General features: G+C 70.7%; 25 protein-coding genes. 10 read left to right on the forward strand and 15 right to left on the reverse strand.

The features are described 5' to 3' along the window. Positions 1 to 98 precede the first annotated feature (98 nt). Positions 99 to 1,298 (forward strand): aromatic ring-hydroxylating dioxygenase subunit alpha, encoded by a 1,200-nt coding sequence (locus VFX14_08245; protein ID HEU5189664.1) that lies wholly within the window; start codon positions 99 to 101, stop codon positions 1,296 to 1,298. Positions 1,299 to 1,309: 11 nt separating this feature from the next. Then, positions 1,310 to 1,579, forward strand: coding sequence for a hypothetical protein (locus tag VFX14_08250; protein HEU5189665.1), 270 nt, complete (start codon positions 1,310 to 1,312; stop codon positions 1,577 to 1,579). Here the strand turns inward: VFX14_08250 and VFX14_08255 are convergent. From VFX14_08255 to VFX14_08265, 3 genes are read right to left on the reverse strand one after another with little or no spacing between them, the layout of a single operon-like run. After that, the gene (locus VFX14_08255; protein ID HEU5189666.1) at positions 1,569 to 2,480 is read right to left on the reverse strand and encodes an SDR family NAD(P)-dependent oxidoreductase; all 912 of its coding nucleotides are present in this window, start codon (positions 2,478 to 2,480) and stop codon (positions 1,569 to 1,571) included. The genes VFX14_08250 and VFX14_08255 overlap by 11 nt on opposite strands. 11 nt (positions 2,481 to 2,491) lie before the next feature. Beyond that, complete coding sequence (locus tag VFX14_08260; GenBank protein HEU5189667.1) at positions 2,492 to 2,872, reverse strand: Zn-ribbon domain-containing OB-fold protein; 381 nt, start codon at positions 2,870 to 2,872, stop codon at positions 2,492 to 2,494. Then, positions 2,865 to 4,019 (reverse strand): thiolase domain-containing protein, encoded by a 1,155-nt coding sequence (locus tag VFX14_08265; GenBank protein HEU5189668.1) that lies wholly within the window; start codon positions 4,017 to 4,019, stop codon positions 2,865 to 2,867. Before VFX14_08265 ends, VFX14_08260 begins: the two co-directional genes overlap by 8 nt. A 153-nt stretch (positions 4,020 to 4,172) precedes the next feature. On the opposite strand from VFX14_08265, the gene VFX14_08270 reads away from it, so the two are divergent. Together VFX14_08270 and VFX14_08275 are read left to right on the forward strand one after the other, a co-directional pair. Beyond that, complete coding sequence (locus VFX14_08270; protein HEU5189669.1) at positions 4,173 to 5,915, forward strand: hypothetical protein; 1,743 nt, start codon at positions 4,173 to 4,175, stop codon at positions 5,913 to 5,915. Positions 5,916 to 5,917: 2 nt separating this feature from the next. Beyond that, positions 5,918 to 7,603, forward strand: a complete 1,686-nt coding sequence (locus VFX14_08275) for an AMP-binding protein (protein HEU5189670.1) — start codon at positions 5,918 to 5,920, stop codon at positions 7,601 to 7,603. Here VFX14_08275 and VFX14_08280 read toward each other — a convergent pair. Further along, entirely contained in the window at positions 7,563 to 8,621 is a 1,059-nt protein-coding gene (locus VFX14_08280; GenBank protein ID HEU5189671.1) for an HD domain-containing phosphohydrolase, read from the reverse strand. The two genes, VFX14_08275 and VFX14_08280, sit on opposite strands and share 41 nt — an antisense overlap. Continuing rightward, positions 8,618 to 9,562, reverse strand: coding sequence for a GGDEF domain-containing protein (locus tag VFX14_08285; protein ID HEU5189672.1), 945 nt, complete (start codon positions 9,560 to 9,562; stop codon positions 8,618 to 8,620). The genes VFX14_08280 and VFX14_08285 overlap by 4 nt, the downstream gene beginning before the upstream one ends. Before the next feature lie 140 nt (positions 9,563 to 9,702). Here VFX14_08285 and VFX14_08290 point away from each other — a divergent pair, with 140 nt between their 5' ends. From VFX14_08290 to VFX14_08300, 3 genes are read left to right on the forward strand one after another with little or no spacing between them, the layout of a single operon-like run. Further along, positions 9,703 to 9,954: a sulfurtransferase TusA family protein gene (locus tag VFX14_08290; GenBank protein HEU5189673.1), complete on the forward strand. Its 252-nt coding sequence runs from the start codon at positions 9,703 to 9,705 to the stop codon at positions 9,952 to 9,954. A 3-nt stretch (positions 9,955 to 9,957) separates the two neighbouring features. Continuing rightward, complete coding sequence (locus tag VFX14_08295) at positions 9,958 to 11,151, forward strand: cysteine desulfurase family protein (protein ID HEU5189674.1); 1,194 nt, start codon at positions 9,958 to 9,960, stop codon at positions 11,149 to 11,151. A 6-nt stretch (positions 11,152 to 11,157) separates the two neighbouring features. Further along, positions 11,158 to 11,844, forward strand: a complete 687-nt coding sequence (locus VFX14_08300) for an HAD family hydrolase (GenBank protein HEU5189675.1) — start codon at positions 11,158 to 11,160, stop codon at positions 11,842 to 11,844. A gap of 2 nt (positions 11,845 to 11,846) precedes the next feature. On the opposite strand, the gene npdG is transcribed toward VFX14_08300, so the two are convergent. The 10 genes from npdG to VFX14_08350 all read right to left on the reverse strand — a co-directional run bounded on the left by npdG (position 11,847) and on the right by VFX14_08350 (position 19,713). Next, complete coding sequence (npdG, locus tag VFX14_08305) at positions 11,847 to 12,500, reverse strand: NADPH-dependent F420 reductase (protein HEU5189676.1); 654 nt, start codon at positions 12,498 to 12,500, stop codon at positions 11,847 to 11,849. Between the two features lie 21 nt (positions 12,501 to 12,521). Continuing rightward, positions 12,522 to 13,274 (reverse strand): coenzyme F420-0:L-glutamate ligase, encoded by a 753-nt coding sequence (gene cofE / locus VFX14_08310; protein ID HEU5189677.1) that lies wholly within the window; start codon positions 13,272 to 13,274, stop codon positions 12,522 to 12,524. Between the two features lie 2 nt (positions 13,275 to 13,276). After that, the gene (cofC, locus tag VFX14_08315; GenBank protein HEU5189678.1) at positions 13,277 to 13,936 is read right to left on the reverse strand and encodes a 2-phospho-L-lactate guanylyltransferase; all 660 of its coding nucleotides are present in this window, start codon (positions 13,934 to 13,936) and stop codon (positions 13,277 to 13,279) included. After that, on the reverse strand, positions 13,933 to 14,859 hold the full coding sequence (gene cofD, locus VFX14_08320; protein HEU5189679.1) for a 2-phospho-L-lactate transferase: 927 nt from the start codon (positions 14,857 to 14,859) through the stop codon (positions 13,933 to 13,935). The genes cofC and cofD overlap by 4 nt, the downstream gene beginning before the upstream one ends. Positions 14,860 to 14,866: 7 nt before the next feature. After that, entirely contained in the window at positions 14,867 to 15,415 is a 549-nt protein-coding gene (locus tag VFX14_08325; protein ID HEU5189680.1) for a hypothetical protein, read from the reverse strand. After that, the gene (locus VFX14_08330; protein HEU5189681.1) at positions 15,402 to 15,689 is read right to left on the reverse strand and encodes an HU family DNA-binding protein; all 288 of its coding nucleotides are present in this window, start codon (positions 15,687 to 15,689) and stop codon (positions 15,402 to 15,404) included. Before VFX14_08330 ends, VFX14_08325 begins: the two co-directional genes overlap by 14 nt. Before the next feature lie 63 nt (positions 15,690 to 15,752). Beyond that, entirely contained in the window at positions 15,753 to 17,039 is a 1,287-nt protein-coding gene (gene cofH / locus VFX14_08335; GenBank protein ID HEU5189682.1) for a 5-amino-6-(D-ribitylamino)uracil--L-tyrosine 4-hydroxyphenyl transferase CofH, read from the reverse strand. 73 nt (positions 17,040 to 17,112) lie between these two features. After that, positions 17,113 to 18,300: a 7,8-didemethyl-8-hydroxy-5-deazariboflavin synthase CofG gene (gene cofG, locus VFX14_08340; protein ID HEU5189683.1), complete on the reverse strand. Its 1,188-nt coding sequence runs from the start codon at positions 18,298 to 18,300 to the stop codon at positions 17,113 to 17,115. Further along, on the reverse strand, positions 18,297 to 18,731 hold the full coding sequence (locus VFX14_08345) for a TIGR03668 family PPOX class F420-dependent oxidoreductase (GenBank protein ID HEU5189684.1): 435 nt from the start codon (positions 18,729 to 18,731) through the stop codon (positions 18,297 to 18,299). The genes cofG and VFX14_08345 overlap by 4 nt, the downstream gene beginning before the upstream one ends. 7 nt (positions 18,732 to 18,738) lie before the next feature. Further along, entirely contained in the window at positions 18,739 to 19,713 is a 975-nt protein-coding gene (locus VFX14_08350) for an LLM class F420-dependent oxidoreductase (GenBank protein ID HEU5189685.1), read from the reverse strand. A 221-nt stretch (positions 19,714 to 19,934) separates the two neighbouring features. On the opposite strand from VFX14_08350, the gene VFX14_08355 reads away from it, so the two are divergent. The 3 genes from VFX14_08355 (at position 19,935) to VFX14_08365 (ending at position 22,357) form a co-directional block, all read left to right on the forward strand. Further along, complete coding sequence (locus VFX14_08355; GenBank protein ID HEU5189686.1) at positions 19,935 to 21,293, forward strand: sigma-54 dependent transcriptional regulator; 1,359 nt, start codon at positions 19,935 to 19,937, stop codon at positions 21,291 to 21,293. 134 nt (positions 21,294 to 21,427) lie between these two features. Next, entirely contained in the window at positions 21,428 to 21,835 is a 408-nt protein-coding gene (locus VFX14_08360) for a response regulator (GenBank protein ID HEU5189687.1), read from the forward strand. Positions 21,836 to 22,018: 183 nt separating this feature from the next. Then, on the forward strand, positions 22,019 to 22,357 hold the full coding sequence (locus VFX14_08365) for a P-II family nitrogen regulator (protein HEU5189688.1): 339 nt from the start codon (positions 22,019 to 22,021) through the stop codon (positions 22,355 to 22,357). Positions 22,358 to 22,363: the final 6 nt, after the last annotated feature.

The following is a 22,363-nucleotide window of genomic DNA, read 5'->3' on the forward strand; positions in this document are numbered from 1 at the left end:
TCGGATGGCCGCGAAATGTGGCGACACTTTGGCGGCAAAGCCCCTGGAAGTCAAGGGGGAGCTTGGCCGCGACGGCCTGCTCGGCTATCATCCTCGCGATGCGATCCGGCTATGGGCGTCCGACTCCCTCAGAAAACGCCGAGCTCACGCATATCGGTCCCGGCACACCGGCCGGCGAGCTGTTCCGGCGCTACTGGCAGCCGGTCGGCCTCGCGCCCGCTCCCGGTGATCGCCCCCGCCCCCTTCGGGTGCTGGGTGAGGACCTGGTGCTCTTCCGCGACGGCCATGGCCGGCCGGGGCTGCTCGACGCGCACTGCTGCCATCGGGGCACCTCGCTGGAGTACGGGCGCGTGGAGGCGGACGGCCTCCGCTGCTGCTATCACGGCTGGCTCTTCGACGTCGAGGGCCGCTGCCTCGAGCAGCCCTGCGAGCCGGCCGAGAGCACATACAAGGATCGGGTGTTCCAGCCCGGTTATCCGTGCCGCGAGTACGGCGGGCTCGTGTTCGCCTACATGGGACCGCCGGATCGCATGCCGCTGCTGCCGCAGTACGACCTCGTGGAGGAGGGGGAAGGCGTCGTCATCGCCGACGCCACCAGCTACGGGCTCGGCGGTGGGGAGATCCTGGGCTGCAACTGGTTGCAGATCTACGAGAACGTGATGGATCCCTTTCACGTGGCGGTGCTGCACTCGGTGTTCAGCGGCGGGCAGTTCTCCGACGCGCTCAACCTGCAGCCTCGGGTGTCATGGGAGGAAGCGGACGCCGGCGTGCGTTCCACCCAGGATCGCGCGCTCCCGGATGGACGGCTGTTCCGGCGGGTGACGGAGATCCTGCTGCCCAACATCCGCATCGTGCCGAGCGTGGCGGCGGGCGAGCCCGACGAGGGCTTCGAGCGCGCGCGCCACATCGGCTGGATCCTGCCCATCGACGACACGCACACCCGCATGTACTCGCTGCTCCGCGTGCCGCTGCGCGATGGCGAGCCCGTGCTGCCGCCGCGCGCCCGGCACGGCGGCAAGCTCTGGGCCGAGCTCAGCGAGGAGGAGCATCACCGGATGCCCGGCGACGAGGAGGCCATCGTCAGCCAGGGCCCGATCGCCATTCACGCCGACGAGCACCTGGCGTCGTCCGACCGCGGCGTCATCCTGACCCGCAAGCTGATCGCCCGGGCCATCGCCGCCGTCCGCGGGGGCGCGGACCCGCCGGGTGTGCTCCGCGATCGGTCCGCCCGCGTCGTCACCACTCACGCCGGCAACGCGGTGCTCGCCGCGGGGCCGCACCCCCTGACTCACCCCTAGGAGGAGAGCCTGTGCCCGTGCTCTTTGAGCGCTACAGCCCCCCCGTCTTCTTCGACCCGCTGTTCACCCAGGCCGTGATGGTCGGCTGGATCCTCACCCTGGTGGGCTCCGGCATCCTGCTGCTCGCCGCCGTGTGGTGGACTATTGCGCAGGACGCGTCGCAGACGAGCCCCCGCTCGGGGTTCTGGCGCGGGCTCTGCACGATCGGCTTCGCGACCTTCCTGCTGGGGATCGGCTGGCAGCTGGTCGGCTACGTGAAGTTCGGCGCGCTCAACTGGTAGCCCCCGGGGCAGCGGGCGGCGGCCACGGGATCTTCATCGCGTCGAGCCGCCTCAGCCGGTCCTGGCCGAGCGCTCGATCGTAGACGTCCGCCAGCGCCTCGGCCGTCCAGCCCCCGGCGCTGGTGACGGTGCGCAGCGGCGCCGGGTGCGAGAACAGCGTCACCTCGCTGCCGCGCACCCCGATGACCTGTCCGGTGACATGGGCCGCTCGGTCACTCGCGAGAAAGGTCACCACCGGCGCGATGGACTCGGGAGGGGTCGCGGTGGCGGCGCCGCGGCGTTCGTCGGGGAGCCGCTGCGTCATCCGGGTGTCCGCGGTGGGCGAGATGCAGTTCACGGTCACGCCGTACTTGGCCATGGCCAGCGCGGTCGAGCGCGTGAGCCCCACGATCCCCTCCTTGGCCGCCGAGTAGTTGGGCTGGCCGGGGCTCCCTTCCAGGCCGGCGGCCGAGGTGAAGGTGATGATGCGGCCGCGCTTCTTTTCCCTCATGTGGCGCGTGGCTGGCTGCAGGACGGTGAAGTGGCCCTTGAGGTGGACGGCGATCACCGCGTCCCACTCCTCCTCGCTCATGTTGAAGATCATCCGCTCGCGGAGGATGCCGGCGCAGCAGACCACGATGTGCAGATCGCCAAAGGTGTCGAGGGCACGCTCGACGATACCGCGGCCGCCCGCCATCGTGGCGACGCTCTCTGGGCTCGCGACCGCCTGGCCGCCCGCGGCCTGTATCTCCTTGACCACGGACTCGGCGGGTCCGCTGGAGGGCTCGCGCCCGTCCACGCTCACCCCGTAGTCGTTGACGACCACGCGCGCGCCCGCGCGGGCCAGCCCCAGCGCGACGGACCTCCCGATGCCGCTGCCCGCGCCCGTCACCGCCGCGACCTTGCCGTCGAGAAGCGCCATCGTCAAAGCCCTCAGGCGGGTCCGAAGCCGACCATCGTCTCCCCGCCGGAGACGAGCGGTCGGAAGCGCACGGGCAGACCGACCCGGAGCGAGTCCAGGGGCAGCTCGGTGATCCGGCCGAGGAGCGAGACGCCTTCCGCGAGCCGCACCACCGCCACCGCGTAGGGGGTCTGGCCCACATGGCCCCGGGGGGCCACGCGGATCACCGTGTAGGACGAGATGGTCCCGTCGCCGGCCAGCGGCACTGATTCCCAGCCGCGCTTGCCGCAGGAGGCACAGAACTCCTTGGGGGGAATCGCGAGCTCGCCGCACTGCGTGCAGCGGATGGCGGTGAGCCGCCCGGCCCGGACCTCCGCGAAGAAGTCCTTCAGGTTGACCACCTCGTCAGTCACGGCCAAACAGGCTCACGAGCACGGTGGCGGTGTTGCCGCCCAGCGTGTGGGTGAGGCCGGTGCGCGCGCCCTCCACCTGGCGCGGTCCCGCCTCGCCGCGGAGCTGGGTCACGATCTCGGCGATCTGGGCGGCGCCGGTGGCGCCGATCGGATGGCCCTTGGCCTTGAGGCCGCCGGAGACGTTGACGGGGATCTTGCCGCCGAGGCTCGTCCAGCCCTTCTCGGCCGCGGGACCGCCCATGCCCGGCTCGACGAGACCAAGCCCCTCGGTGGCCACGATCTCGGCGATCGTGAAGCAGTCGTGCAGCTCCACGACGTCCACGTCCTGCGGGCCGCGCCCGGCTTGGCGGTAGGCGCCCGCGGCCGCGCGCTCGGTGGCGGTGACGCGAGAGAGGTCGCGCTTGTCGTGCATGAACATCGTGTCGCTGGCCGCCGCGCTCCCCAGCACCCAGACGGCCCGGCGATGCGTGCGCGCTACCTCCTCCGAGGCCAGCACGAGCGCGGCGCCGCCGTCGGTGAAGGGACAGCAGTCGAAGAGCTTGAGGGGATCCGCCACGTAGGCGCTCTGCAGCACTGTCTCGAGCGTGATCTCCTTCCGGAATTGTGCCTTGGGGTTGTGCAGCCCGTGCCGGTGATTCTTCACCGCCACGTGCGCCATCTGCGTCTCGGTGGTGCCGTACTTCTCCATGTGGGCGCGCGCGATCAGGGCGAAGACGCCGGGGAAGGTGAGGCCGGTCGGCTGCTCGAAGGAGGCGTCGGAGCAGTAGGCGAAGTACTCGGTGGCGTGCTCGGTCGGCACGTGGAGGATGCGCTCGGCGCCACCCACGAGCACGACATCGGACATGCCGGCGCCCACCTCCATCACCGCGTGGCGGAACGCGACGTGACTGGTCGCGCAGGCGTTCTCGAAGCGGGTGGTGGGGATCGTGGGCAGCCCCACCAGCGAGGCGGCCAGCGGGCCCATGTGCAGCTGGCGCTCGCTCTCACCGCCGGTCACGTTGCCGTAGTAGAGCGCCTGGATCGCCCGCGGCTCGATCCCCGCGTCGACGACCGCCTCGCGGGCGGCCTCCGCGAAGAGCTCCGCGCTCGTGCGATCGTGCTTGCCGAACTTCGTGACGCCGACTCCGATGACGGCGACCCGGCGCATCCGGACCTCCTGGGCTGAGCGGAATTGGTGAGCGGCTCGACTCTCCTTCGAATATTACCGCGGGGACGGGGGGCCAGCCAACGCGGGAATCTGTCGTGCGCGGCGGGAGCGCGTGCTAACGTAGCCGCGAGACATCGAGGAGGTGAGCCCGGCGTGACGATGGAAGACCTGCTGATCGTCCTGCTGGCCGTGGCGTCGGGACTTTCCCTCTTCGTCGGCCTGGCCCAGGCGCTCGACGGCCGGCCGCGTCGCGTACCGCTGCGTCGTCGAGCCCACGCCCTGTCGCCGCATCACCGTCCGGCCGCCGCCACAACTCCATCCGCCGCGCCCAGGCCGAGCGCCGGCCGCACCTTCACGGACGCCGCGCCCGCCACCGCGCTCCGCGCGGCCGTCGTGGCCGAGCCGGAGCCGGTGGCCGCGCTCGAGCCGATTGCGGCGTTCGAGTCGGTCGTCGCGCCCGCGGCGACCGAGGTCGCCTTGCCGGCGGCGGCGGAGCCGACCATTCCCGCGCGGCCGGCCCCCGAGCAGATCTCGCTCCTCGAGGTGCCGATCGACGCGCCGCCCCGTCCTGCCGAGCCGGAGCTCGTGGCCGAGACGGTCGAAGGGGCCGCGGCCGACGTGTCCGCACGGGTGGCCGTCGTGGAGCAGGCGAGCGCCTCGGAGCCGGTGGCCGAGCCCGAGCCCGCCACCGCGCCTCAGACGACGGCGACGTCGGCGCCCGCCGCGGCAGCCGATCTGATGGGGGAGGCGTCGCGCCTGCTCAAGGCGGGCGACCACGCGGGACTGCTCGCCGCGCTCGAGCCCGTACTCAAGGTCCCCGGGCGCGCGCGGAATCGCGCCCCCGCGTCCTTCGAGCGGGCCCTCCTCTCGGCCATGGTCGGGCTGGCCCAGCGAGGCCGGGGTGACGAGGCGGCGACGCGCGCAGCCTTCGAGCAGGGCGTGCGCGCGCTCCCGAAGACGGACGACTACGAGCCTCGTGTGATGCCGCTGGCGGAATCGATAGGAAGTCGCCTCTTGACGGACGGTCAAGCTGCGGGCGATGGCTCGGCGGCCACGCTCGCGGCGCTGCGGCTCGCGGTGGGCCTGCTTCGTGGGGTCGCCGTCGCGCAGGGGAGCCAGCCTCCCGCCGAAGCAGCGGCCGCGCTTCCCCCGCTGGATACTGCGCCAGTCGACGCCGGGGGCGACGATCTGCCCCCCTGGGGCAAGGCCCTGCGTGTCCATTTGGCCGTCGAGCGTGCGCGAGATGCTCTTGCCACCGCGGCCGGACAGCGGCTCGACGGTTTAATCGGCAAGCGAGATCACACGGGCGGGCACCGCTGGCTACGCGAGGTGCTGGGCTGGGACGAGCTGGGCGATCGCCGCGCGCCGATGGAGGACAGGTACTGGCAGGCGGTGGGCGGCGAGGTGACGCGGCTCGCCGGGGGCGCGCTCGAGTCGAGCGACGATCCGGCGGGTGCAACGGCGGCGCTCGAGAGCGCGGAGGCGCTCGTCGCCTCCCTTCCGTCGGAATCGGCCAAGTCCCCGCGCTTCGACGAGCTGCGCCGGCGCGTCTGGTGGGGCCACGTCAAGCTCGGGCTGCACCGCCTGGAGGTCGGCGACGCCAGCGGCGCCCTGGAGCCGCTCTACCGCGCGCTTAGCCGGGCCGGCGGCGACGCCGACCGCGAGATGGAGACGCGCCACGCGTTGGCGCAGGCGCTCGATGCCCAAGCCGCGGACGCGTCGGCACGGATCGAGAATCTGCTCGAAGCCGGTGATCGGGCCGGCGCGGAGACGGCCGGCGAGGAGCTCTGCCGGGCCATCGACCGCGGCCTCGCCGAGGGCGTGTCCCAGGAGGAGCTGGTCGACGCGCTCACGAAGCGCCAGAACGTGATGGCGCGCATCGCCCAGGCCGTCTGACCGTGGCCGGGTCCGGGCCGGCCCTCACCCTGGGCCAGATGGTGGACGGGGCGGCAACGCGCTTTCCCGACCGCGAGGCGGTGGTGTTCCGCGGGCAGCGCGTCACGTATCGGGATCTCAGGCGTCGGGCGGACGACTTCGCCCGCGGCCTCCTCGACCTCGGCCTCCGGCCCCGCGATCACGTCGTGCTGTGGATGCCGAACTGTGTCGAGTGGAACGTGGCCAATCTCGGCGTCGCCAAGATCGGCGCGGTGACCGTCACGTGCAACAGTCGCTATCGACCCTTCGAGGTCGAGTACGTGCTGCGGCAGTCGGACGCGAAGGCCCTCATCATGGTCGACCGCTTCCCCGCCGCCAAGATGGACTATCTGGCCATTCTCGACGAGCTCTGCCCGGAGGCGCGCCGCCCGGGGGGGCTCCCGGGGACGCGCTTCCCCATGCTGCGCCACGTGGTGGTGCTGGGCGCGGAAGTGCCCGCGGGGGCGGTCGACTTCGCGGCGGTGGAGCGCGCGGGCGCGCGGCCGGGCGCGCCGTCGCACGACGGAATCCGCATCGATCCCGACGATCCCGTGGAGATGCTCTACACCTCGGGGACGACCGGCGAGCCGAAGGGGTGCCTCCTCTCCCACGGCAACATGTACTACAAGTGCCGGGTCTACACGGAGCTCCACCGCTGGACCCACGAGGATCGCTACCTGGTCCCGGTGCCGTACTTCCACATCTTCGGCTCGATGGGCGGGGTCGCGGCCAACTGCCTCGTGGGCTCGACCCAGGTGCTCATGGACGTGTTCGACGCGGGGGAAGCAATGCGCCTGATCCAGGGCGAGCGCGTGACGATCTTCTCGGGCGTGCCGACCATGTTCATCACCGTGCTCGGGCATCCCGCCTTCGGATCCTACGACCTGTCGTCCCTGCGGACGGGCTCCATCGGCGCCGCTCCGGTGCCGGTGGAGATCATGAAGAAGATCCTCGACCGCGAGGGCGGCCTCGGCATGGACGCGCTCGTGGTGTACGGGCTCACCGAGGCCACCGGCGGCACGCACTGGACGCGCGCGGGCGACGCGCTCGAGAAGCGCGTGGCCACGGTGGGGCTGCGCACGCCCGAGATCGAGGACCGCATCGTGGACCCGGCGACGGGCCGTCCGTTGCCGCCCGGCGAGGAGGGCGAGGTGTGCGTGAAGGGGCCGACCCTCATGCTCGGCTACTACAAGAAGCCCGAGGCCACCGCGGACAAGATCCGTGACGGGTGGCTCCACACTGGTGACATGGGCGTGAAGGACGCGGAAGGCTATCTCCGCATCACCGGCCGGGTCACCGACATGATCATCGTGGGCGGCTTCAACACGTATCCCGCCGAGATCGAGAATTTCTACCTGCGCCACCCCGGCATCCTCGACATCTCGATCGTGGGCGTGCCGGACCCCATCATGGGGGAGGTCGTGATGGCCTTCGTGATCCCGAAGCCCGGGGCCGCCCTGACCGCCGAGGCGATCATCGCGTTCGGGCGGGAAAAGATCGCGAACTTCAAGGTGCCGCGGTACGTGGAGATCGTGGACCAGTTCCCCCTCACCGGGTCGGGGAAGGTCCAGAAGTTCAAGCAGAAGGCCTACGCGGTGGAGAAGCTCGGGCTCCAGTCGCCCGGGCCCCCTAGATCAGCGAGCGGCGCCGGATCTCCTCGAGCGTGGTGAGCGGCACGCCCAGGAAGCTTTCCACCACCGCGGGGTCGAAGTGCGCGCCGGCGGAGCGGCGAATCTCGGCGCGCGCCGCCTCGAAGTCGATCGCGCGCGAGTAGGGCCGGTCGAACGTCATCGCGTCGAAGGCGTCGGCGACGGCGAAGATGCGCGCGCCCAGGGGAATCGCCTCGCCCTTGAGCCCCTGCGGGTAGCCGGTGCCGTCCCAGCGCTCGTGATGGTGATAGACGATGGGCACCGCCGGCCGCAGGAACGCGATCTGCTCCACGAGCTGCCGGCCGATCTCGGGATGCGTCCGCATGATCTTCCACTCGGCGGGGGTGAGCGGGCCGGGCTTGAGCAGGATGGCGTCGGGGATGCCGATCTTGCCGATGTCGTGGAGCAGCACGCCATGCTCGAGGGTACGCAGGTGGGCCTCGTCGGTCATGCCGTGGGCGCGCGCGAGCGCGAGCGAATAGCCGCGCACCCGGCGCGAATGGGCCTGGGTGCCGAGGTCCCGCGTATCGATGGCGGAGCCGAGCGCTTCCAGCGTGCTGCGGTACGTCTCCTCGAGGGCCCCGAGAGTAGCCTCGAGGTCGCGCGTTGCCTCGGCCACGCGCCGCTCCAGCAGCGCGTGATACTCCCGCCGCTCGAGGATGAGAGCGCGGTGCTCCAACGCCCGCTCCGCGGCGTTCAGCAGCTCCTCCATGTTGACCGGTTTGAGGATGAAGTCGTAGGCGCCGTACTTGAGACTCTCCACCGCCGTCTGGATGTCGCCCACGCCGGTGAGGACGAGGAACGCGGCGTCGGGATCCAGAGCGCGCGCCTGCTTGAGGAACTCCACCCCGGACAGCGCGGGCATCTGCACGTCGGTGACGGTGAGGGGCGGGCGCTCGGCCTGGAACAGGGCGAGGCCTTCCTTGCCGTTGACCGCCTGCCGGCAGATGAAGCCGGCGCCCTCGAAGAACTCGGAGAGCACGCGCCGGATCTGGCGGTCGTCGTCGACGATGAGGACGCGGCGCTCGGCGATGCTCACGTCGGGCGCCCCGTCTGCCGCGGGGCCGGGGCCACGTCCTCGAACACGGAGACGCGGTTCTTGCCGGCGCGCTTGGCCGCGTAGAGAGCCTCATCGGCGGCCCGCATGAGATCGTCGGCGCCCGGCGCGACGTCCTCGGGGAGCGAGGCGATGCCGAAGCTGGCGGTGAGCCGCCGACCATGCGCGAACCGATGCGTGGAGAGGACCTGACGGATGCGGTCGGCATAGAGCTTGGCGCCCGCCTTGGACGTCTCGACGAGCAGCACCGCGAACTCGTCACCGCCGTAGCGGCAGATCACGTTGATGCCGCGAGAGTAGCGAAGCAGGATGTCCGACATGTCGCGGAGGGTGTCGTCGCCCGCGCCGTGCCCCAGATCGTCATTGATCTCCTTGAAGCCGTCGAGGTCCACCAGCACGACGGAGACCGGGTGATTGAACCGCCGGTAGCGGGACACTTCCTCCTCGAGGCGGATCGAGTAGAAGCGACGGTTGTAGAGACCCGTCACCTCGTCCTTGAACGAGTACTCCTTGAGGCGCGCGTTGCTGAGCTCGAGATCCTTGTGGGCGGCCTCGAGGCGGTGGGCGAAGTTCTGGATCTCGTTGCCCTGCTCCTCGATGCGCCCGAGGATGCGCGAGAACGCGCCCATCATGGCGCCGACCTCTTCGTTGCCGCCGCTCAGGGCCTGATCGGGCAGGTCGATGGGCAGCGGGGCCGACACGGCCGGCGCGGCTCCGGCGCGACGCAGGGTCACGACCATGAGGCCCCCGGCGAGGACGGCGACCACGACCAGGAGGCCTTCGACCACGGGCATGGCGAAGCCGAGCCGGGCGGGATCGTAGAGGGGACGCACCCGCAACTCGATCACCAGCACGAGGGCCGCGGCCACGAGGATGATGGCCCCGGAGAGGGCCAGGGCGAGCGTCGATTTCGGACGGCTCATCGCGGCTTGCATGGGTCGAGCCTCGAGAATACCGAGCCTGCGCTCGGTCCCTGCGATTATTCCTCTCCGGCTCTCGGACTGTCAAGCAACGCGCCCGCTTGCTTGACGCTCGCGCGCGGCGTGGGGTAGGGTAGGACGGCATGACGTCTGTCTCAAAAGTCGTCAATGTTGACAAGCAGATTGATTGCACCGGACTCTTCTGCCCCATGCCGATCGTGAAGACCCGCGAGGCGCTGCGCGACATGGCGCCCGGCCAGGTTCTGGAGATGCTTTCCGACGATCCGGCTTCCGAGGCCGACATGAAGATCTGGGCGCAGCGCTCCCGGAACGAGCTGATCGGAGTGTCACGGGACGAAGCGGTGTACCGCTTCCTGGTCAGGAAGTCGGGATAGACGGTGGAGGCCGGCGGAGAATCCCCCGGCCGCGTCTACTTCGACTATGCCGGCTTCGCGCCGGTGGATCCCCGCGTGCTCGCGGTCATGCGGCCCTTCTTCGAGGCCGGGATCGGCAATCCGTCCGCCCGGCACTCCCTCGGCGCCGAAGCGCGCGAGTCCCTGGAGGCGGCACGCATCAAGGTCGCCCGGCTGATCGGGGGCGCCCCCGGCGGCGTGATCTTCACCTCCGGCGCCACCGAGGCCAATAACCTCGCGATCAAGGGCGTGGCGCTCCGCGCGGGCGAGCGCCCGCGTCACGTGATCGCCGCGTGCATCGACCACATCTCGGTGCTCACCGCGTGCCGCGACCTCGAGAAGGCGGGCGGCGCGGTGACGCTACTCCCCGTGGACGCAGAGGGGCGGGTGGATCCGGACGCGCTGCATCGCGCGCTCCGGCCCGAGACGGCGATCGTGAGTATCGCCGCCGCCAACGAAGAGATCGGCACCCTGCAGTCGCTCGCCGATCTCGCCCGGGTGACGCGCGCCGCGCGCGTCCCGTTGCACGTGGATGGCGTGGGGGCCATCGGCCGTGCACCCCTCGCGGTGGAGGCGCTGGGTATCGATCTTCTGACTGTGTCCGGCAACGATATTTACGGGCCGCCGGGCACAGGCGCGCTCTGGGCGCGGAAGGGCGTGAAGCTGGCGCCGCAGATCCTGGGCGGCGGCCAGGAGGTCGGGTATCGCTCCGGTACCGAGAATCTCCCGGGGCTGGTCGGGCTGGGCGTCGCCGCGGACCTGATCCGGAGCGAGAGCGCGCACGGGGAGCCCGCGCGGCTCTCGGGGTTGCGTGACCGGCTGATTCAGGGGTTGCTCGAGGCCATCCCCGACTGCCGGATCACCGGCTCGCTGACCCGCCGCCTGCCCCACCACGCGAGCATGGTGCTGCGCGGGGTCAAGGCGGACAGCGTGCTCCTTGACCTGGATCTCCAGGGCATCGCCGCCTCCTCGGGCTCGGCCTGCGCCGCCCTCACCCAGACGCCGTCCCATGTCCTCCGCGCCATCGGCTGCACGCCCGCCGAGGCGGACGGCTCCCTCTGCTTCACGCTGGGCCGCTGGAGCACCTCCATCGAGGTGGACACCGTGCTCGACCGGCTACCGCCCATCGTGGCGCGCCTCCGTGCCCTCTCCGTCCCGGTCACGCCGGCGTCCCACTAGCGCGCCGTGCGGCTCGTCCTCTTCGACATCGACGGCACCCTCGTGCTCACCAAGGGCGCGGGCCGCCGCGCACTCGGCGCCGCGCTCCTGCGCGTGTATGGGACCACGGGGCTCATCGACGGCTACGACTTCCGCGGCAAGACCGATCCGCGCATCGTGGCCGATCTCATGGGCGCCGCCGGCCTCGCGCCGGAGGTGATCCACGCGGGGCTGGGCGACTGCTTCGAGGCCTACGCGCGTGGGCTGACGGGCGAGATCGGCGACGGGCAATGCGTGACGTTGCTGCCGGGTGTGGCCGACCTCGTGCGGCGGCTCGACGATGCCGAGGGCGTGGTCCTGGGCCTCCTCACCGGCAACATCGAGGAGGGCGCGCGCATCAAGCTGGCGCCCACGGGGCTCTGGCCCTACTTTCGCACCGGGGCGTTCGGTTCCGACGATGGCGACCGCCGGCGGTTGCCATCCCTGGCGGCGCGGCGGGCGCAGGCGCTCACCGGCCACGCCTTTCGTCCCGAGGAGGTGCTCGTGATCGGCGACACACCGCTGGACATCGAGTGCGCGCGGGCCTTCGGGGCGGTGGCGGTCGCGGTGGCGACGGGCTTCCACCCCTACGCGGAGCTCGAGGCCGAGAAGCCCGATCTACTCTTCGAGAGCTTCGCCGACGTGAAGACGGCGGCGTCCCGCCTCCTCGCGTAGCCCTAGCCGGGGAGGCCGGTGATCTTTATCCCAGAATTTTTGAGCTTGTAACGCCGGTTAATCGTCGCCAGCACCGCCGTGATGCCCTCGAGCGGGCCGGCGTTGCTGAGCGCGCCCACGTCGACTGTCCGAAGGCCCATCGACGCGCCGAGGTCGGCCACGCGCTTCTTGGCCTCGGCGTCCCCACCGCAGATGAGCAGATCGCACTCGATGTCGTGTTCGGTGGCCGAGAGCTCGTGCGCGGCGATGTGGTGGAACGCGCCGACCACGCGCGCGTCCGCGCCCAGCATCTCCTGCGCCTCTTCGGCGGATGAGCCCTGGGACGGGGGCATGAACAGGCGCGGGCCGCCGAAGGTCAGCGGCACCACGGTGGAGACCACCACCTTGCCGCGACATGCCTCGCGCACGTCGGGGAGGGTGGCAGCGAGGCCGCCCGCAGGCAGTGCGATCACGACGATCTCGGCGGCGGCGGCCGCGTCCTGGTTACCCGCGCCGCTCATGCGCGCGCCCGGCACGAGCGCGGCCAGCTCCGTCGCCTTCGCGCGCGCCCGCTCGGCATCGCGGGATCCGATGACGATCTCGTGTCCGGCCTGGGCCCACCGCACCGCCAGGCCCGCGCCTTCCTTGCCCGTGCCGCCGAGTATGCCGATCTTCATGGGTCTCGCCTCATGGGGGGTTCACCGGAAGAGGTCCCGCGCGGGATCGCGTTGCAGCGGTCGGCTGTCCGCTTCCGCCGCCTTCCATCGCGCGCCGCGAATGATGACGACGGGGATGCGATCGAGCTTGCCCATCACCGGCTCGGCCGCGGAGGCCAGCTCGTCGGCCACCGCGAGGATGGTCGCCTGCAGCACGTGACCCGCGGGGTCGGTGTCCCCGAGATAGCTGACGATGGGCTCGATGCCCGCCAGCCCGACCGCCACGTTGACCAGGCCCTCGCGCCACGGCCGCCCGAACGTGTCGGCGACGATGATGGCCAGCGTGTGGCCGGTGAGCTCGGCCAGGCGTTGCCGGAGGCCCCGCGCGGAGGCGTCGGAGTCTGCGGGAAGGAGGCACGCGGCGTCCCCGTCCACGTTGGACTGGTCCACGCCCGCGTTGGCGCAGATCCACCCGTGATGCGTCTCCACGATCAGGACGCCCTTGGCCTGCCGCACGATGCGGCGGCTCTCGCCGAGGATGACCTCGACGAGGCGCGGGTCGCGGTCGATCTCGGCGGCGAGCGCGGCGGCGCGCGGTGACGGCGCGACCTCGGAGAGCCTGACCAGCCGTCCCTCGGCCTTGGACACGATCTTCTGACTGACCACGAGCAGATCGCCCGCAGCGAGCGGGGTGCCCTGGCGCCGCGCGGCCTCGACGATGAGGGGCGCGAGATCCGCGCGCGGGGCGATCTCGGGCAGCCCCTCGATGCCGATCACCTCGTAACGGGCGGGCACGATCAGCGGGACGCGGGGAGGCGCTCGGCCAGCCCGAGGGCGCGGCAGAGCCGGCCCGCGCGCGTCGACGCGCCGTGGGCGAGGAGCAGGCGCAGGTCCTCGGGGCCGTCGACGTCGAGTCCGACGCCGGCCAGCGTGAGGACGCGCGGGGCCAGGCCGCGCGCGCGCGCCGCGTCGAGATGATTGGCGAAGGAAGGCTCGCCGAACTTGAGCGGCATGATGTCGACCGGCGACAGGAGCGCGGCATTGGTGCCAAAGCCCGAGCGGGATGGGACGAAGGTCACGCCCGGCGCGCCGGCGGTGGCGACGAGCGCGAGCACCTCGTCCGGCGTCGTGCACGGCACGTCGCCGGGAATGGTGAGGAAGGCCTCGGCGCCGCGACGGGCGGCCTCGGCCTGGGCGACGGCCACCGCCTCGGTGTGCCCGCGGTTCGCGCTTTCGGTCAGGCACGGCAATCCGCGGCGCCACGCGAGGGCGAGGATCTCGGGATCGCGCGTGACGAGGTGGACATCGAGCGCGTCCGTGGCCGCGAGGGCGTCCAGCACGTCCTCCAGCATGGCGGCAGCGAGATCGCGGCGCTCCGCGGGCTCGAGTGCGGGGATGAGTCGCTGCTTGGCGCTCATGAGGTCCTTCACCGGCACGGCGGTGAAGAGACGGCTCATTGCAGGCTCTCCAGCACGCGCCGGCCGAGCGCGATCTCCGCGGCGCGATCCGTCATGAGGGTGGGCGCGGCGACCCCGCGGATGCCCAGCGCGGCGAGCTCGGGCAGGAGGCTCCGGTCTTGCTCGTCGACGATCAGCACATCGAGCCACGACGCATAGGCCCGTGCCACGCCCACCGCCGAGACCGGGAGCCCGGCCATGGCCATGAGGCGTCCCGCGGGGCCCGACACCGCTTCGCCTCCGACGATGGGGCTGACCCCGACCACGGTGGCGCCGGTGTCCTGCAGTGCGGCGACGATGCCGGGCACGGCGAGGATGGGGCCGATCGAGGTAATGGGGTTGGATGGGCACACGATCACGGCTTCGGCGCGTCCGAGCGCCTGCAGCACCCCGGGGGCGGGCACGGCGGAGGCGGCGCCGGCATACTCCACCGCGCGCACGTCGGTCTGAGCCTTGTCACGCACGAAGTATTCCTGGAAGGTGATCCAGCCCTCGGGCCCCAGGACGCGAGTCCGCACCGGCTGATCCGACATCGGCAGCACGCGGGCGGGCACCCCCAGCGCCGCCGCGATGTCCGCCGTCACCTCGGTGAGCGCGCGCCCCTCGCGGAGGAGCCGGGTGCGGTGCAGATGCGTGGCGAGGTCGCGATCCCCGAGGCCGAACCAGGCAGGCTCCCCGAAGCGGGGCATCTGCTCGAGGGCGTTGAAGGTCTCGTCGCGAAGCCCCCAGCCCTTCCGCTCGTCGATGAGGCCGGCGAGGGTATAGGACACGGTGTCGAGATCGGGCGAGATGTGCAGGCCCCAGAGCTCGGTGTCGTCGCCCGTGTTGCCGATCACGGTGAGCGCACCGCCCGGCAGGAGCGGCGTCAGCCCACGCAGAAGCTTGGCCGCGCCGGTCCCGCCGGCGAGGGCGACGACGCGCATCGCCGGGCTAGCGGCGGCGCCGGGCGCCGGAGGAGCGTGGCGCGCGGGCGCCCTCGGGCACGCGCTCGCCACGGCGGGCCGCCTCCGCGCGGCCGGCCATGCTCCAGATCGCCGTGCCCCCTCGCCAGCCGAAGAGCCCAAGGCCGGGCCGGCCGCGCAGGGCGCCGGGAAGATCGGCCTCGGGAATCGGAATGAACCCGGCGCGGACCCAGATGCGGTCGAGCCCTTGGGGGCGCGTATAGAGCGTATCGATGCCCTGAGCCTCCGAGAGGCTCAGGGCCGGTTCAAGGAGTCCGGCGGCGATATCGAACAGCGTCTCGGGATCATCCGCGTCGGGGACCACGACGACTGGGCCGTAGAGCATGGCCGCGTCCCCCGCACGCTCGAGGAGGAGGGCGCCCACGAGGCGGTCGCCCTCCCAGGCGCCCCAGCCGGCGGAGACCGCCGGCCCGGGCGGGGCCCACGCGCCGACGAAGCCGAAGAGGTCCCGGGCGTCCCGGCCGGGATCGGCGAGCGTGCGGTACGCGAGCCCCTCAGCGCCGTTACTTCTTCCCAAGCACCGAGTCCTTCAGGCTCTTGGAGAGTCGGAACTTCACCACGCGCTTCGCGGGGATCTTGATGGGCTCGCCCGTCTGGGGATTGCGGCCCATGCGCGCCTTGCGATTCGCGAGCACGAGGCGCCCGAATCCAGGAAGGATGAAGACGTTCTTCGCCTCCTTCGTCGCGAGGCTCAGGAGGTTATCCATCAGATCGGCGACCTGCTTCTTGCTGAGTTCCGACTTCTGTGCGAGGTGGCCGAGGATGGCGGACTTGGTCATCGACTTTGCCATGTGGAGCGCCTCCGTTTCTGAGTTGGACGTGATGGGTCGGGCTGAACGGCGCCCTAGTCTTACCTAACCCGCCGATGTCTTCAAGGGGTGAACGAAGCGGAACTGCGACGAGGCGGTGAGGCGGCGATAGGAGCCGAAGCGCGCCTCCGCGTCAGCGACCGTATCGAGCGGCGAGGCGTCTTCGTCCGCCTCGGTCTTGTACACCTTGAGGATCTCGTACTCGGTGCTCCGGCGGGCGGGGATGCGGCCGGCGTCGCGCACGAGGCGGCGCAGCTCGGCGGGCGGCACGAGCTGGCCATAGCCGGCGCCCGCGGAGGTCGAGATCGACTCGTTGATGAGCGTGCCGCCGAGATCGTTGGCGCCGCAGGCGAGCAGGTGCTGGGAGAGCTTCGGGCCCTCCTTCACCCACGAGCACTGGATATTCCGGAACGTGGGCCCGAGCATCAGGCGGGCGAGGGCGTGCATCTTCACGACCTCGAGCCCCGTCGCGCCCGGCCGCACGCCCGGCACGAGGCCCCGCTGATACATGGGCGCCTCGGAGTGGATGAGCGAGAGCGGGACGAATTCCGTGAAGCCGCCCGTCTGCTTCTGGATGCCGCGCAGGAGATCCATGTGGCGCACCCAGTGCTCCGGCCGCTCGATGTGCCCATACATGATGGTGGACGTGGTGCGGATCCCCAGGGCATGCGCGGATGTGATGACCTCCATCCACTGGTCCACGGTGATGCGGCCCTTGGCGATGATGTCGCGGATCTCCTGATCGAGGATCTCCGCGGAGGTCCCGGGCAGCGTGCCGAGGCCGGCCGCCCGCAGCAGCTTCAAGTACTCGGGGATGGGCAGCCCCGAGCGGGTCGAGCCGTACAGCACCTCCTCGGGCGAGAAGGCGTGCAGGTGCATCTCCGGCACCGCCGCCTTGATGGCGCGGCAGAGATCCACGTAGTAGTGGCCGTCGAGCTTGGGCGGCAGCCCCGCCTGAATGCACACTTCGGTGGCGCCCATCTCCCACGCCTCGATGGCCCGGCGCACCACCTCGTCGAGGGGCAGGAAGTAGCCTTCCTCCTCCCGGTGGTCGCGGCTGAAGGCGCAGAACGTGCAGTGCTTGATGCACACGTTGGTGAAGTTGATATTGCGGTTCACCACGTAGGTGACGAGGTCGCCGGCCTGGCGGCGCCGCATCTCGTCGGCCACGAGGCAGAGCGCGTGGAAATCGCGCCCCTCTGCCTCGGTGAGCCGGATCCCGTCGGCCACCGAGATCTCGTCACCGTCGAGCGCCCGGCCGAGGATGTGCCGCACGTCCTGCGTCGCCCAGTCGAGATTCAGTGCGTCCACGTCGATTTCTCCATTTGTCATCAACATGCTTTTCGCATGTTGACCGTGGTTCAGTCGGTCAGGGCAACCCGGGTGGCTCCGTGGAGTCTGTAGCCTACCATGCGCGCCAGCGCTCCAGGTCTTCGCGTACGAGGCCGTGGCCGTCGGTGTAGCGGGCGATGCTGGGGCGAAGGCGCGCGTCGACGAATTCGGCCCGCCTGGTGTACTCGGGGTAGATCGCGAGGCGCTCGCGGAGGACGTGGCCGGCCGCCTCGGTGGCGCGACGCAGCTCGCGGATCAGCGGCCAGGGGCGCTCGGGGTTGATGTGGTCGGGCGTCAGCGGCGAGATACCGCCCCAGTCGTTGAGCCCCGTCGCGGGCAGGCGGTCGTACGCGGCATCGGCGAGGTTCGGCGGCGCCTGGACGTTCATGTCCGCGCCGAGGAGCAGGCGCGCCACCGCGATCGTGCGGGCGAGGTCGGGCACGGTGGGATCGGGCACGCCGCGCATGGGAATGGTGGGCTTGGCGCGGAAGTTCTGGACGATGACTTCCTGGATGTGGCCGTACCGCTCGTGGACGTCGCGGATGGCGCAGAGCGCGTCCACGCGCTCCGCGTGGGTCTCGCCGATGCCGATGAGGATCCCGGTGGTGAAGGGAATCTGGAGCTTGCCCGCCAGCTCGATGGTCTTGAGCCGTCGCGCCGGCACCTTGTCGGGCGCGCGGTCGTGCGCCATCCCGGGGCCCAGCAGCCGCTCCGACGTAGTCTCGAGCATGATGCCCATGCTCACGTTGACCTCCCGCAGGGCCGAGAGATCGCGCTCGGACATGAGGCCCGGATTGGCGTGGGGGAGGAGGGAGGACTCCGCGACCACCCGCTCGCACACCGCGCGCAGGTAGCTGATCGTGGTCCGGTGGCCCATGCGGCGCAGGAACTCGCGGTGCTCCGGGAAGAGCACCTCGGGCTTGTCGCCGAGGGAGAAGAGCGCCTCCTTGGCGCCGAGCCGCTCCCCGGCGTGGACGAGCGCCAGCACCTCGTCGGGCGTCATCGTGTGGGCACCGGGCTGGCCGGGGTCCTTCCTGAACGTGCAATAGCCGCAGTAGTCGCGGCAGAGCGTGGTGAGCGGGACGAAGACCTTGGCGGAGAAGGTGAGCGTGCGCCCATGCCCGCGGTCCCGCAGCGCGGCCGCCGCGGCCAGGAGCTCGGCGGTGCGCTCCGGCGGCGTCGCGAGCAGGGCCTCGGCCTGCGCGGCGTCGGGCGCGCGGCCCGACGCGGCGCGCGCCAGCGCGCGGTCCAGCGCGCTCACGGCGCGAAGCTCCAGTGGCTGATGCGGCCGGGCGTGATCTTGACCATGGTGCCCGCATCCGTCGCGAGCCCCATGCGGCGATACTGGGAATACTTCGCGAGGAGGAGATCGGCGCCGCGCTCGAATTCCGGCCCCTCGGTCAGGATCTCCGCGCGCCCCTGGATGAGCACCCAGCGCAGCCGGCTCCAGTCCTCGTCATACTCGTCGATCACCACGCTCACCCGCGGATTCTCGCGGATGTTGCGCACGCGCCGGAGGCTCTGGGCGGCGACGCGCTTGGGCTTGGCGTCGATGGCGGAGTAGAGCGCGCGGCCGTCCCACGCATAGCAGAACGGCACGACGAATGGCTCGCCCGAGGCGTCGGCGGTGCCGAGGCGGCCCACGCGGCCGGCGGAGATGAATCCCGCGACGGGCTCGGGCAAGACCTGCATGCGCCCGCTACCGCGGGAGGCGCTGGACCTTGGGCCGCACGTCGGCGGCGAAGCGGTCGAGCAGGGCGAGCGCGCCCTTGAGGTCCGTGGCGGTGAGGTCCCATACGAAGTGGGTGACGCCGAGCCGCTGATAGGTCCGGATGTCCTCAACCACTTCCGCGGCGGTGCCGCGGAACAGCGTGCGATCGCCGCCCGCGGCCTTGGCGCCCCGGGGGCGCAGCTCGAGCGGCACCCGGAAGCTCATGGTGATCGCCTGCGGATCGCGGCCGGCCTTGCGCGCCCAGTCCCGCACGATGCCGACCTTCTGCCGGTATTCCTCGGGCTCGAGCAGGCCGGGAGGCCGGAGCCCGATGGGATGCCACCCGTCGGCGACCTGTCCCGCACGGCGCAGCGCGGCGTCGGTGTGGCCTCCGGTCCACACGGGGATGCCGCCCTTCTGCAGTGGCTTGGGGAGCGCGCTCACCGGCTTCAGCGAGTAATACTGTCCCCTGAAGTCCACCGGCTCGCGCTGCCAGATCTCGCGCATGAGCCGGATGAACTCGTCGGTGACCCGACCGCGCTCCTTGTAGGCGGGCGCGGTGAGCGCCTGGAACTCCTCCTCCATCCAGCCGACGCCGGCGCCCAGGATGATCCGGCCCCCGGACAGCACGTCCATTGTCGCGAGCATCTTCGCCGTCACCACGGGATTGCGATACGGGATGATCAGCACGCTGGTCCCGATGCGGATCCGCTTCGTGAGCGCGGCCAGGTGGGCCATCAGCGGCAGCGGCTCGAGATAGCCCTCCTTCCAGTCTCCGCCGACACGGCCGTTGGCGGAGTAGGGATACGCCGAATCGATCTCGACCGGGATCACGACGTGATCGGTCACGAACGCCGACGCGTACCGGAGGGTGTCGCCCTTCTGAACGAGCCTGAAGAGGATGTCGGGCTTGGAGAGCGGACCCCGGCCCTGCAGAGCAAAGCCGAATTGCATGGGCGCCATATTGCTCGCGCCCTCCGGGCGTGTCAAGCGAGGGGGCTTTCTGCGGGGAGCCCTTATAAAGGGTGGCGGGCCATGTCCATGTCAAGCCTTTGGGATTGGGTAAACCCTTCTATAGAAGGAGTTAAACATTTGATAAGAATGCTCTTATTTGAATCTTGAGTGTCAGTCTGGTGACACATGGGCCCCTCGTGCTAGGCTGGTAAGAACCCATGGGAGGGAGCATGAAGGCGCGTATTCTGCTGGTCGACGACGAGCCTGCGATCGCGGACTGGCTCCGCATCGTCCTCGAGGGCGAGGGGTACGACGTCGGCGTGGCCGGCGACGCCGTCTCGGCCATCGGGCAGATGACGGAGCGCGAATTCTCCCTCGCGCTGGTGGATCTGGTCCTTCCCGACGGCGACGGCATGGCCCTCCTCCAGCAGCTCAAGAGCAAGGACCCGTCCATCGAAGTCATCATCATGACGGGCCACTCGTCGATCTCGAAGGCGGTCGAGGCGACCAAGCAGGGCGCCTTCTACTTCGTGGCCAAGCCCTTCGACAGCGCCGAGATGATCACGCTGGTCGCGAAGGCTCTCGAGCGCCGCCGACTCCTCGCGGAGACGTCCGACCTCAAGCGCAAGCTCGCGGAGCAGTCGGGGCTCGGCGAGCTCCTCGGCAGCTCGCCCTCGATGCGCCGCATGTTCGACCTGCTCGAGTCGGTGGCAGGCTCCGACGCCAATGTCCTCATCGTGGGCGAGAGCGGCACGGGCAAGGAGCTGGCTGCCAACGCGCTCCACGCGAAGAGCACGCGGGCAGGTGGCCCGATGGTCAAGATCAACTGCGCGGCCCTGCCCAAGGACCTCATCGAGTCCGAGCTCTTCGGGCACGTCAAGGGCGCGTTTACCGGCGCCACCACCGACAAGGCCGGCCTCCTGGAGGAAGCCCACAAGGGCTCGGTGCTGCTGGACGAGATCACGGAGATGCCGATGGATCTCCAGGCCAAGCTGCTTCGCGTCTTGGAGGACCGGCAGGTGCGCCGCCTCGGCGGCTCGCGCACGGTGCCCGTGGACTTCCGGCTTCTCTGCTCGACGAACCGCGATCCCGAGAGTGCGGTGCGTGAGGGCAAGCTCCGACAGGACCTCTACTTCCGTATCAACACCGTGACCGTGCAGATGCCGCCGCTCCGCGAGCGCGGACCGGACATCGCGCTGCTCGCCAAGGCCTTCCTGGAGCGCTTCCGCGAGAAGCACATGCGCCCGGTGGAGGGCATCGATCCCGAGGCCTATCGCCGGCTCCTCGCCTATCAGTGGCCCGGCAACGTGCGCGAGCTCGAGCATGCGGTGGAGCGCGCGGTCCTGGTGGCGCGCGGCAAGGAGATCGCGCTGTCCGATCTGCCGGAGTCGCTGCGCGCGGAAACGGGGAGCGTGACCGCGACCCAGCCGTCGTCCGGCTCGCTCGAGGAGATCGAGCGCGCGTCGATCGTGCGCGCCCTCGAGTCCACCGGGTGGAACAAGCAGGCCGCCGCCGCGGTGCTGGGCCTCCGGCGGCCTACGCTCTACTCCAAGATGCGCCGCCACGGCATTCCGCAGCGCCGCGCCTAGCGCGACACCCCCGCGGACAGGGGACCGTCAGGGCGCCAACGCACCGTGTGGTGTCCCCCTCGCCAAGTAGTTGAAAAGCCTGCGGTTCGTACTCGGCAGCCTGATTGCTTTCCCTGGGGCATGGGGAACAGCCGATGCGCACCATGCTGATCGTCGACGACGATCCCGCCTGGCGGAGCCTCTACGCCATGGAGTTCAAGCCTCGCTTCCGCATCGTGGAAGCCGAGGACGGCATCGAAGCGCTCGGCGTGCTCGATCGCTCCCTGCCTGACGTCATCGTGCTCGACCTCCGTCTGCCACGGCTCAACGGTCTCGACTTCCTCCGCGCGCTCGAGCGCCGCGGCCTGCGCACCCCGGTGGTCGTCTGCTCGGGACTCGTCTCGGACGAGCGCGGATTCGCGGTGCCGGGAGTGCGAGCCGCGCAGAAGACTGCGGACCTCCGCCAGGTGCGGGCCGCGGTGGACGACGCGCTGGGCGAGGCCCCACCGGCCGCTCCTACGGCGAACGCCGCGCCCAGCGGCGCCCGTACCCAGCGATCCTGATCGTCCAGCTCCACGGCAACCCTGCCTAGCGCCGAGGCACTCCGCAGCGCCCTGCCCATTCTGTGGGCAGGGCCGCGCCCACCACATAGGGGGTGCTGTCTGGTAACGCGCTGATTTTCGTGGAGCGCTGCCGTCCGGCCGAGGCGGCACGCTAGGTGCAAACTGCCCCGTCCGGAGGCCACCATGAAAAAGATCGAAGCCATCATCAAGCCTTTCAAGCTCGACGAGGTGAAGGAGGCCCTCACGGGGATCGGCGTCATCGGCATGACCGTCTCCGAGGTGCGCGGGTTCGGACGGCAGAAGGGACACACCGAGCTCTACCGGGGTGGCGAGTACACCGTGGACTTCCTGCCGAAGATCAAGGTGGAGGTGGTCGTCCCCGACAATCTCACCGACAAGGTCGCCGGCGTGCTCGCGGGCGCTGCGAAGACCGGGAACATCGGCGACGGCAAGATCTTCGTCACGCCGGTGGACACGGCGATCCGGATCCGGACGGGCGAGCGCGACGAGAGCGCACTGTGAGCAGGA

The sequence above is a fragment of the Candidatus Methylomirabilota bacterium genome, from assembly GCA_035764725.1.
Lineage (GTDB): Bacteria > Methylomirabilota > Methylomirabilia > Rokubacteriales > CSP1-6 > DASRWT01.